This window comes from Mesorhizobium sp. M7A.F.Ca.CA.002.15.2.1, assembly GCF_003998715.1.
GTDB lineage: Bacteria > Pseudomonadota > Alphaproteobacteria > Rhizobiales > Rhizobiaceae > Mesorhizobium > Mesorhizobium ciceri.
This window is the reverse complement of the sequence record NZ_RZPI01000132.1, coordinates 1-9,961: the sequence shown is the minus strand read 5'-3', so window position 1 is coordinate 9,961 and position 9,961 is coordinate 1. Positions and strand designations below refer to the sequence as shown.

Sequence of the window (9,961 nt, the reverse complement as noted above, 5' to 3'; positions counted from 1 at the left end):
CAAATGGGTGATGTCGCCCGAACGCCTCGACGCTTTCATCGAGATGGCGGAGACAGCCTGGGGCACTGGCGCCACGCTGCCCCATTTCGCGCCGAGCCGGGTCGACGACGCGCATTTCGCCCAGTGGTGGGCACGTTTCGAACGATTGTCGGCGAGCCCGACGGCGGCGGCGGCGCTGGCGCGCATGAACGCCGACGTCGACATCCGCCATATCCTGAGCGTGATCAGCGCGCCGACGCTTGTAATCCATCGCCGCAACGATGCGCGGGTCGACCCCGACGCCAGCCGCTTCCTTGCACAGAAGATCCCCGGCGCCCGACTGGTCGAGATTCCCGGACGCGACCATCCGATCTGGACCGGCGATGTCGATGGGGTGGCCGACCTGATCGAGGAATTCCTGACCGGCGAACGCGCCGTGGGCGAAGTAGACCGCGTGCTGGCCGCACTGCTGGTGACACGCATCTACGACACGGCACGGCTCGGCGACCGGATGTGGAGCGAACGCAGCCAACGCTTCCAGGAAACCTGGCGGCTGCTGGTCGGGCGCCATGGCGGGCGCTCTGTGGGCCTGCATGGCGAGTTGATGATTTCGCGCTTCGACGGCCCGGCACGCGCCATACGCTGCGCGGCAGCGCTGCGCGAGGCGGCGCAGGAAATCGGCGTGGCAAGCGCACAAGGGGCGCATGTCGGCGAGATCGAAGTGCGCGGTCCACCCGTTGGGACGACGGCGCGGGTGGCAATGCAACTGGCCGCCCATGCCGGCCGCGGCGACATTATCGCGTCGCGTCTGATCGCCGATCTGGCGGCTGGGTCGGGCCTGCATTTCACCGACGCCGGGCGCATCAGTGTCGACGAGCTGGAGCAGCCGCTGGCGCTGGTCCATGCGACGTCCGAACAGCATCTGGAACCCGCCTGCCGGCCCAAACCCAAGACCGCCGAGCCGGCCGCATTCACGGCGCGCGAAAGCGAGGTGGTGAGCCTCGTCGCCGACGGCAAGAGCAATGCCGCGATCGCCGCCGAATTGCGGCTGAGCGAACACACGGTCAAGCGCCATGTCGCCAACATACTGCTCAAGCTGGATCTGCCGTCGCGGGCGGCGGCGGCGGCGTTTTCGGCCAGGCACCCTGGCCCGCACGGGCCATGAGAGCCATGGCGCTTTCGGGCGAAGCGGCCATGGGCGGGTAAGCGCTATCAATTCTCTCCACGCAGGCTAGGCGGATGTCGCTGGAAAAGGCGCTGCGAACGGAGGAGGAAATGCTGAAGTCGAACCGGACACTCAAATTGCTTGTGATCGCTGCAAGCGTTGGCGCGTTGTTCGCCATCTCTCCCGCAAAGGCCGAGGACGCGTCCGCGGCGGCCGCCTACAAGGACATCGAGGCAACGCTCGGCTCGGTGCCGGACATGTTCAAGACCCTGCCGGATGTGGCCGTCGCCGGCGCCTGGGCCGAGATTAAGGGCGTGCAGCTCAACCCGAAGACGGCGCTTGACGGCAAGACCAAGGAACTTTTGGGCCTCGCCGTCGCGGCGCAGATCCCATGCCAGTACTGCATCTATTTCCACACCGAGGCGGCCAAGCTCAACGGCGCCAGCGACGAGGAGATCAAGGAGGCGGTGGCGATGTCCGCCATCGTGCGCCATTGGTCGACGATGCTCAACGGCAGCCAGGTCGATCTGACGACCTTCAAGAAGCAGACCGACGACGTATTCGCGGCCGTCAAGGCGAAGTCGCAGTAAGAACCACTGCCCGGCGATGAGCGCCGGACGGCACATCGACCATCAACCGCCCGGTCGGAAGACGGGCCAATGGAGGATGAAATGCTGACCAAGACCCAAACAGTGGACGGCGCCGCGATCAAGAAGGCGATCGAAACCCGTGACGGCAAGATGCTGTCGAGCTTCTATGCCGAAGACGCGCTGGTGCGGGTGATCGACCGCAACAACCCGCCGAGCAAGCCGCGTGAAATCCGCGGGCGCGCGGCGATCACCACATTCTGGGACGACATCTGCAGCCGGGCGATGACCCACAAGGTCGACACCACCATCGCCGACGGCGACAGCCTCGCCTTCACCCAGGCCTGCGCCTATCCGGACGGCACCAAGGTGTTCTGCGCAGCGATGCTGGAGCTGAAGAACGGTCGGATCGCAAGACAGACCGTCGTGCAGGCCTGGGACGAGTAGATCAACAACCGTGGATCAACCGCGGCCTGGGCCGCAACCTGGAGGAGAAGACGATGTTCAGCGCCAGATGGCAGATCGACGCCAAGTTCGGACACAAGCAGACCGTGCTCGACCTGTTGAAGAAATGGGAACGCGAGATCGGGTCACAGGTCGGCCTCGACGAGCTGGAATTCCAGATCATGACCGGTTCGATCGGCGCGCGGGAGGCGACGGTCGAGTCCCATCACCAGGTCGAAAGCCTGGCCCAGTTGGAGGCGTTCTTCGCCAAGATCGGCAAGATCGACGCGCACGCGAAATGGGGCAAGGAGATCGAGCCCTATGTCGTGTCTGGCACCAGCCTGTGGAATATCTATCGCATCGTGGAGTAGTGGTCTGCGGTCTTACCTCTCCTCTTGTGGGAGAGGTCGGATTGCCCCGATTTGTCCTTCACAAATCGGTTGGCAACCCGGGTGAGGGGTAAGCTGGCGTCAAGCTGGAACACCCCTCATCCGTCTCGGCGCTACGCGCCGATCCACCTTCTCCCACAAGGGGACAAGGCAAAACTAGCCATGCGCAACCATCACATGCCGCACGGCGGTGTAATCCTCCAGTGCGTAGAGCGACATGTCCTTGCCGTAGCCGGACTGCTTCAACCCGCCATGCGGCATCTCGTTGGTCAGCATGAAGTGGGTGTTGATCCAGGTGCAGCCATATTGCAGGCGGGCGGCCGTCGCCATGGCGCGCGAGACATCCTTGGTCCATACGGATGACGCCAGGCCGTAGTCGCTGTCATTGGCCCAGTTCACCGCCTCGTCGACTTCCGAAAAACGAGTAACCGAGACGACCGGGCCGAACACTTCGCGGCGCACGATCTCATCTTCCTGCAGCGCGCCGGCGACGACGGTCGGCTGGTAATAGAAGCCGGAGCCCTCGCCCGGCTTGCCGCCGGTGGTGATCTCGATGTGTTTCAGTTCCGAGGCGCGCTCGACGAAGCTCGAGACGCGGTCGCGCTGGCGGCGCGAGATCAGCGGGCCGATTTCGTTTTCGGTATCGTCGGGGCGGTCGTACTTGATGGTCGAGACGGCCGAGGAGAGATCGGCGACGAGCTTGTCGTAGATCTTCTTGCCGGCGTAGATGCGGCAGGCGGCGGTGCAGTCCTGGCCGGCATTGTAATAGCCGAAGGCACGCAGGCCGTTGACCACGGCGCCGAGGTCGGCGTCGTCGAAGACGATGACCGGCGCCTTGCCGCCGAGCTCGAGATGCGTGCGCTTGACCGACTTGGCGGCCGCCTGCAGCACCTTCTTGCCGGTGGCGACATCGCCGGTGATCGAGATCATGTTGACCTTGGGATGATTGATCAGCGTGTTGCCGACGCTGTCGCCGCGGCCGAGCACGACATTGACGACGCCTTCGGGCAGGATGTCCGCAAGGATTTTTGCCAGCTTCAGCGCCGTCAGCGGTGTCTGCTCGGACGGTTTGAAGACGACGGTGTTGCCGCCGGCGATCGCCGGCGCCAGCTTCCAGGCCATCATCATCAGCGGATAGTTCCACGGCGCGATGGAAGCGACGATGCCAATGGCATCGCGACGGACCATCGAGGTGTGGCCGGGAATGTATTCGCCAGCGACGACGCCCGGCATCGAACGGACGGCGCCGGCGAAGAAGCGGTAGCAATCGACGATCGCCGGGATTTCGTCATTGAGCACGGCGTTGATCGGCTTGCCGCAGTTGAGTGCCTCGAGCGTGGCGAACTCCTTCGCGTCGGCTTCGATGCGGTCGGCGATCTTCAGCAAATAGCCGGAGCGCTGCGCCGGCGTGGTGCGCGACCACAAGACGAACGCCTGTTCGGCAGCAGTGACCGCCGCCTCGATCTGCGCCTGGCTGGCCTCGGGCAGGTTGAGGATGGTCGCCCCGGTCTTTGGATTGAGGATCGGCTCCTCGGTCTCGGTGCCCTTCTCGAATTTCGAGCCGATCAGCATCTGGGTGTCCATAAGGTTTCTCCCTTTACAGAAGCGAGTAGCGAGTAGCTGAAAGCGAGTAGGGTTTGACCGTCGATCCCTATTCGCTACTCCCTATTCGCTGTTTTTCATTTCCCGCTTCCAGCGATCTGGTCGCCGTCACGGGTGAGGTAATAAGCGGCAAGGATCGGCAGCAACGTCACCAGCATGACGACCATGGCAACGACATTGGTGACCGGGCGCTGGCGCGGACGGATCAGTTCTTCCAGCATCCAGATCGGCAGCGTCTGCTGCTGGCCGGCGGTGAAGGTGGTGACGATGACCTCGTCGAAGGACAGCGCGAAGGCCAGCATGCCGCCGGCAAGCAGCGCCGTGGCGATGTTGGGCAGCACGACATGGCGGAAGGTCTGAAAACCGTCGGCGCCGAGATCCATCGAAGCCTCGATCATCGAACCGGAAGTGCGGCGGAAACGGGCGACGGCGTTGTTGTAGACGACGACCACGCAGAAGGTGGCGTGGCCAAGCACGATCGTCCAGAACGAGAACGGGATGTCGGCCAGCGAAAAGGCCGAGCGCAGCGCAATGCCGGTGATGATGCCGGGCAGCGCGATCGGCAGGATGACCAGCAGCGAGATGGTTTCGCGGCCGAAGAATCTTGTCCGCGACACCGCCGCCGAACAGAGCGTGCCGAGGATGAGCGCGATCGCCGTCGAAATCGCGGCCACCCTGACCGACAGCGACAGCGCCTGCCAGACATCTGGCCGGTTCCAGGTCACGGCGAACCACTGCGTCGTCAGCCCTGGCGGCGGCCAGACGAAACTCTTCTCTTCGGTGGTGAAGGCATAGACGAAGATCAGCAGGATCGGCAGGTGCAGGAACAGCAGCCCGCAGGCGGCGGCAATCTTCAGGCCGAGCGGAGCCGACTGGGAACCATCAGAGCGCATCGAAGGCCCCCATGCGCTTGGCGCCCCAGAGATAGAAGCCCATGATGACGATCGGCACCACGGTGAAGGCGGCGGCGAGCGGGATGTTGCCGGCGGTGCCTTGCTGCGAATAGACCGCCTGGCCGATGAACAGACGCGAGGTGCCGATGATCTGCGGGATGATGTAATCGCCGAGCGTCAGCGAGAAGGTGAAGATCGAACCGGCGACGATGCCCGGCAGCGCCAGCGGAAACAGCACGTTGCGGAAGGTCTGTCCCGGTGAAGCGCCGAGGTCGGACGAGGCCTCGACCAGATTGCCGGGCACGCGCTCGAGCGCCGCCTGAACGGGGAGGATCATGAACGGCAGCCAGACATAGACGAAGACGATGAAGGTGCCGGTGAACGATACCGACAGGGAATTGCCGCCGACGATCGGCAGCGACAGCCAAGCGTCGAGAACCCACAACAAATGTAGCTTGGCGAGCAGCCAGGTGAGGATGCCTTCCTTGGCCAGGATCAGCTTCCAGGCGTAGATCTTGACCAGATAGCTGGACCACAGCGGCAGCATGATGCCGAGATAGAACAAGGCCTTCCAGCGGCCGCGCGCATAGCGCGCCGCGTAGTAGGCGATGGGGAAGGCGATGACGGCCGAGGCCAGCGTGACCAGAGCCGCCATCGTCACCGTGCGCAGGATGATGTCGAGATTGGCAGCCTGGAACAGATCGCCATAGGTCTTGAGCGTGAACTCGCGGTCGATGAGGCCGGAAAACTCGTCGATGGAGAAAAAGCTCTGCGCCAGCAGCGCAAACAGCGAGCCGATATAGACGATGCCCAGCCACAAAACCGGAGGCAGCAGCATGAGCAGCAACAGGACCTTCGGCTTGCGCCAGAAAAGGTCCGACAGAGCGCCGCGCAGACCGCCGCTACCCGGCAGGATGGCGGGAGCGGTTGCACGCATCATGGCGGCGTCGAGGCTCATGCCGGCTCGTCCATCAGATGCAGGTGCTCGCGGTTGAAGGTCAGCACAGCCGCCTCGCCTTCTGCCGGCAAGGCGATGCCGGCCGGCACGATGGCGTGCAGCCGCAGCCCGTCGGCGTCGAGCGCCAGCTTTGTCGTGGCGCCGAGATAATTGGTCGAGATGAGGCGGGCCGATACGCCTTCACCACTTGTGACCCCCTTGGCCGCGCGGCCGACGCGAATGGATTCAGGGCGGAGACTCCCCCAGCGATGCTGGCCGGAATAGCGCTGCACGAAATCCGGCGGCAGCACATTGGAGGAGCCGACGAAATCGGCGACGAAGCGGGTCCTCGGCCGCTGGTAGATATCTTCCGGAGTGCCGATCTGCATGATCTTGCCATCGTTGAAGACGGCGACGCGGTCGGCCATCGACAGCGCTTCGCCCTGGTCGTGAGTGACGAAGACGAAGGTGATGCCGAGCGCCTTCTGCAGCGACTTCAACTCCTCCTGCATGTTCTCGCGCAATTTGAGGTCGAGCGCGCCGAGCGGCTCGTCGAGCAGCAGCACCTTTGGCTGGTTGACCAGCGCGCGGGCCAGTGCCACGCGCTGGCGCTGGCCACCGGAAAGCTGGCCGGGCCGGCGGGCGCCATAGCCGGGCAGCCGCACCAGTGACAGCGCCTCTTCCGCCGCCTTGTGCCGCTCAGCCTTGCCGACGCCCTTGACCATCAGCCCGTAGGCAACGTTGTCGAGCACGTTCAGATGCGGGAACAGCGCATAATCCTGAAACACGGTGTTGACGTTGCGGCGATAGGGCGGAACGCCCTCGGCGCGGTCGCCGAAGATCGAGATCGAGCCCGATGTCGGCTGCTCGAAGCCGGCGATGAGGCGCAGGCAAGTGGTCTTGCCGGAACCAGACGGCCCGAGCATGGCGAAGAACTCGCCCGGCGCGATGTCGAGATCGACCGCGTCGACCGCGCGCACGCTGCCGAAATGGCGCGAGGCTTTCTGGAAGGAGACGGCGGAGGTCATGGGCTGTCAGTCCGTTGCCGGTTTGATGTGTTGATGTCGCGCGACGTCCTATCTCCCCCTTGTGGGGGTGAGAAGTGATCCGCATAGCGGAGGAAAGCCAATTGCTTGGCTTTTCGAGCTTCGAACGCCTGAGCCTTGCGAAGGGCCAGGCACTGCCACGAACTGCCGAGCAGACCCCACCCAGACGCTATGCGTCGACCCTCCCCACAAGGGGGAGGGCAAGGATGCTCATCGTCCGCCGATGACGCCGATATAGTCCGACACCCAGCGATAGTAGGGCACGCACTGATCGTTCTGGGTGGCGCATTTCGACACCGGCGTCTTCCAGAACTTGATCTTGTCGAAGTTCTCGTAGCCGTTGGTCTTGCAACCCTCGTCGGTCAAAAGCTCATTGCCCTTGCAGGCGGCGGGCACGACGGGCAGTGAGCCGAACCAGGCTGAGACATCGCCCTGCACCTTCGGCGACAGCGAATGTTCCATCCACATATAGGCACAGTTGGGGTTGGCGGCGTCGGCCTCCATCATGGTGGTGTCGGCCCAACCGGTGGCGCCCTCCTCCGGGATGGTGGAAGCGACCGGCTTCTTGGCGGCGACCAGCGTGTTGACCTGATACGGCCACGAGCCGGAAGCGACGACGCCTTCGTTCTGGAAATCGTCGACCTGGATGGCGGCGTCGTGCCAATAGCGGCCAACCAGTGTGCGTTGGACGCGCAGCAATTCGAGCGCCGCCTTGTACTGGCCCTCGTTCAGTTCATAGGGATCCTTGATGCCGAGTTCCGGTTTGTGGAACATCAGATAGTTGGCCGCATCCGCAATGTGGATCGGCCCGTCATAGGCCTGGACGCGGCCCTTGTTGGACTTGCCGTCCGGCAGCTTCATTTCCTCAAAGACGATGTTCCAGCTCTTGGGAGCCTCCTTGAACACGTCGGTGTTGTACATCAGGACGTTGGGACCCCACTGGTAGGGAACGCCGTAGTGGGCGCCGCCGACGGTGAACCACGGCGCGTCCTTGAGGCGCTCGTCGACCGTCTTCCAGCTCGGGATGAGATCGGTGTTGATCGGCTGCACGCGCTTGCCGGCAACGAGGCGCAACGAGGCATCGCCCGAAGCGGTGACGAGGTCGAAGCCGCCCTCATTCATCAGCGAGACCATCTCGTCGGAGGTGTTGGCGGTCTTGACGTTGACCTTGCAGCCGGTCTCCTTCTCGAAGGAAGTCACCCAGTCATAGCCCTTGTCGGTTTCGCCGCGCTCGATGTAGCCCGGCCAGGCAACGATGTTGACCTGGCCTTCGCCCTTGCCAAGTTCCTTGACCTGGGCGACGGCCTGACCGGAAAAGGTCAGCGCGACCGTCAGAGCAGTGCATGACTTCAGGAATGAATTCATTGTCGATCTCCCATTTAGGCGCCTGACCCTGAAAGCCGGTTTCGGTCTTCGTTAGGGGTCACGCGCGGACTGAAAACTGTCAGTTCGTCCGTTGGGCTTGATGCCGCTCTGATGGCGGCTTTGGTCCCTGAACCGAAAGTGCTTTGAAAATTCCGGTTTCGCAAATTCATTTATCAGAAGGGCGATATCGGTTTTTCCGATAGATGTGCAGCCGGCGTCTCAGGGACGCTGGCGGACCGTCCGTTGCGACTGGGCAAGACCGATGAAATCGCGCGCGGCCTGCGGCAGACCGGAGCCGCGCCGCCAGACCATGCCGACCTGGACCACCGGCAAGGAGCCGGAAATATCGCGCGATTCGATGCGGTCGCCTTCCAGCGACCAGGGCCGGTAGACGAGATCGGGCAGCAGCGCCACGCCGGCACCGGTGGCGACCAGACTGCGCACGGCCTCCACGGAACGGGTGCGGAAGGCGACATGCGGCTTGGCGCCGATCGCCGTCAGCAGCTTGCCGGTATTCTCCTCGATCTCGTCGACGGTCAGCATGATCAGCGTTTCGGAGGCAATGTCGCCAATGCTGATGATGTCGGCGCCGACGAGCGGATGACCGAGCGGCAGCCACAGCCGATAGGCCGAGACTTCGAGGATTTCCGACTGCAACGCGGTGCGGTCGCGCAAATTGGAGGTGACCATGACGGCAATGTCGAGCTTGCCGCCGATCAGGAGGTGTTCGAGATAATCGCCATTGTCCTCGATGGCAGAGACCTCGACGCCGGGATAGGCACGGCGGTAGCGGGCGAGCAGATCCGACAGCACATAGCCGGCGACCAGCGAGGTGACGCCGAGCTGCAGCCGGCCGGCCGCCACCGCCTGCTCGCCGGAGAAAGAGCGACGCGCGTCGGAAACATCGGCGAGGATTTTCGTCGCATGGCGCAGGAACTGGTGACCCTTGTGGGTGATGTTGAGGCCGCGCGGGTGGCGTTCGAACAGTTCGACGCCGAGATCGCTTTCGAGTTCCTTGATCGCTTCGGTGACCGACGATTGCGAGATGGAGAGGTTCTGGGCGGCGCCCGAGACCGTGCCTTGCTCGGCAACGGCGATGAAGAACTGCAGCTGGCGGATGGTGAAAGCCATGCCCGGACTAAACACCGGCGGCCGAATGAAGGAAAGCCGACTGCAGAGCTTATCCCATGACCTGAGAGCTGGCGCTCAACCGAGCGCCAACTTGATGCGCCGCCGGCATGCGGGGCCATAGCGCAGCGCAAGCATGAATGCCGTCTCCAGAGCCACGACGATGACAATGATGCGCAGGCCCACCGTGAAGGAGTCCCGGCCGCTGCCGCGCAGCAGATAGCCGGTGGTGAGAAAGCCCGCGTTCCAGAACGTGGCGCCGAGCAGCGTCGCGGCCGCGAAGGGCAAAGCGGGCAGACAGAGTGCGCCGGCGGCGATCGGCAGGTAATTGCGCACAGTCGGGATGAACTGCGCCAGCAAGGACACCCGGACGTGATTGCGCCGATAGGCCTGGCCGAGCCTGCGGTAGGTCGCGTGACGCAGGAA

At 63.8% G+C, this 9,961-nt stretch carries 10 protein-coding genes and 1 pseudogene; 4 read left to right on the top strand and 7 right to left on the bottom strand.

Annotated elements, in window-relative coordinates; all coding sequences use genetic code 11:
- The 4 genes from ENZ74_RS10525 to ENZ74_RS10510 form a co-directional block, all read left to right on the top strand.
- On the top strand, positions 1-1,144 hold a 1,144-nt coding region (locus tag ENZ74_RS10525; RefSeq protein ID WP_127312760.1), incomplete at its 5' end, for a LuxR C-terminal-related transcriptional regulator.
- Positions 1,145-1,254: 110 nt separating this feature from the next.
- Positions 1,255-1,734 (top strand): carboxymuconolactone decarboxylase family protein, encoded by a 480-nt coding sequence (locus ENZ74_RS10520; RefSeq protein WP_013528017.1) that lies wholly within the window; start codon positions 1,255-1,257, stop codon positions 1,732-1,734.
- A gap of 81 nt (positions 1,735-1,815) precedes the next feature.
- Complete coding sequence (locus ENZ74_RS10515) at positions 1,816-2,178, top strand: nuclear transport factor 2 family protein (RefSeq protein WP_024503372.1); 363 nt, start codon at positions 1,816-1,818, stop codon at positions 2,176-2,178.
- 53 nt (positions 2,179-2,231) lie between these two features.
- Positions 2,232-2,546, top strand: coding sequence for a hypothetical protein (locus tag ENZ74_RS10510; RefSeq protein WP_013528019.1), 315 nt, complete (start codon positions 2,232-2,234; stop codon positions 2,544-2,546).
- Between the two features lie 174 nt (positions 2,547-2,720).
- On the opposite strand, the gene ENZ74_RS10505 is transcribed toward ENZ74_RS10510, so the two are convergent.
- From ENZ74_RS10505 to ENZ74_RS10475, 7 genes and pseudogenes are all read right to left on the bottom strand, one after another.
- Positions 2,721-4,148 (bottom strand): gamma-aminobutyraldehyde dehydrogenase, encoded by a 1,428-nt coding sequence (locus ENZ74_RS10505; RefSeq protein WP_013528020.1) that lies wholly within the window; start codon positions 4,146-4,148, stop codon positions 2,721-2,723.
- A gap of 95 nt (positions 4,149-4,243) precedes the next feature.
- On the bottom strand, positions 4,244-5,059 hold the full coding sequence (locus ENZ74_RS10500; RefSeq protein ID WP_024503371.1) for an ABC transporter permease: 816 nt from the start codon (positions 5,057-5,059) through the stop codon (positions 4,244-4,246).
- Positions 5,049-5,999 carry an ABC transporter permease gene (locus tag ENZ74_RS10495; protein WP_210183137.1) on the bottom strand — a complete coding sequence of 317 codons (951 nt, stop codon included), beginning with the start codon at positions 5,997-5,999 and terminating at the stop codon, positions 5,049-5,051. Before ENZ74_RS10495 ends, ENZ74_RS10500 begins: the two co-directional genes overlap by 11 nt.
- Positions 6,000-6,013: 14 nt before the next feature.
- Positions 6,014-7,024: an ABC transporter ATP-binding protein gene (locus ENZ74_RS10490; RefSeq protein ID WP_127312759.1), complete on the bottom strand. Its 1,011-nt coding sequence runs from the start codon at positions 7,022-7,024 to the stop codon at positions 6,014-6,016.
- A 228-nt stretch (positions 7,025-7,252) separates the two neighbouring features.
- Entirely contained in the window at positions 7,253-8,407 is a 1,155-nt protein-coding gene (locus tag ENZ74_RS10485; protein ID WP_063169922.1) for an ABC transporter substrate-binding protein, read from the bottom strand.
- Between the two features lie 219 nt (positions 8,408-8,626).
- The gene (locus ENZ74_RS10480) at positions 8,627-9,538 is read right to left on the bottom strand and encodes a LysR substrate-binding domain-containing protein (protein WP_013528025.1); all 912 of its coding nucleotides are present in this window, start codon (positions 9,536-9,538) and stop codon (positions 8,627-8,629) included.
- 75 nt (positions 9,539-9,613) lie between these two features.
- Positions 9,614-9,961 (bottom strand): annotated as a pseudogene (locus ENZ74_RS10475) (VTT domain-containing protein); the annotation flags it as partial.

Bases quoted from the DNA above. Each gene is read 5' to 3' on its own strand.
- ENZ74_RS10485 (WP_063169922.1), bottom strand. From the start codon at position 8,407: ATGAATTCATTCCTGAAGTCATGCACTGCTCTGACGGTCGCGCTGACC.
- ENZ74_RS10510 (WP_013528019.1), top strand. From the start codon at position 2,232: ATGTTCAGCGCCAGATGGCAGATCGACGCCAAGTTCGGACACAAGCAG.
- ENZ74_RS10520 (WP_013528017.1), top strand. From the start codon at position 1,255: ATGCTGAAGTCGAACCGGACACTCAAATTGCTTGTGATCGCTGCAAGC.
- ENZ74_RS10490 (WP_127312759.1), bottom strand. From the start codon at position 7,024: ATGACCTCCGCCGTCTCCTTCCAGAAAGCCTCGCGCCATTTCGGCAGC.
- ENZ74_RS10495 (WP_210183137.1), bottom strand. From the start codon at position 5,999: ATGATGCGTGCAACCGCTCCCGCCATCCTGCCGGGTAGCGGCGGTCTG.
- ENZ74_RS10515 (WP_024503372.1), top strand. From the start codon at position 1,816: ATGCTGACCAAGACCCAAACAGTGGACGGCGCCGCGATCAAGAAGGCG.
- ENZ74_RS10505 (WP_013528020.1), bottom strand. From the start codon at position 4,148: ATGGACACCCAGATGCTGATCGGCTCGAAATTCGAGAAGGGCACCGAG.
- ENZ74_RS10480 (WP_013528025.1), bottom strand. From the start codon at position 9,538: ATGGCTTTCACCATCCGCCAGCTGCAGTTCTTCATCGCCGTTGCCGAG.
- ENZ74_RS10500 (WP_024503371.1), bottom strand. From the start codon at position 5,059: ATGCGCTCTGATGGTTCCCAGTCGGCTCCGCTCGGCCTGAAGATTGCC.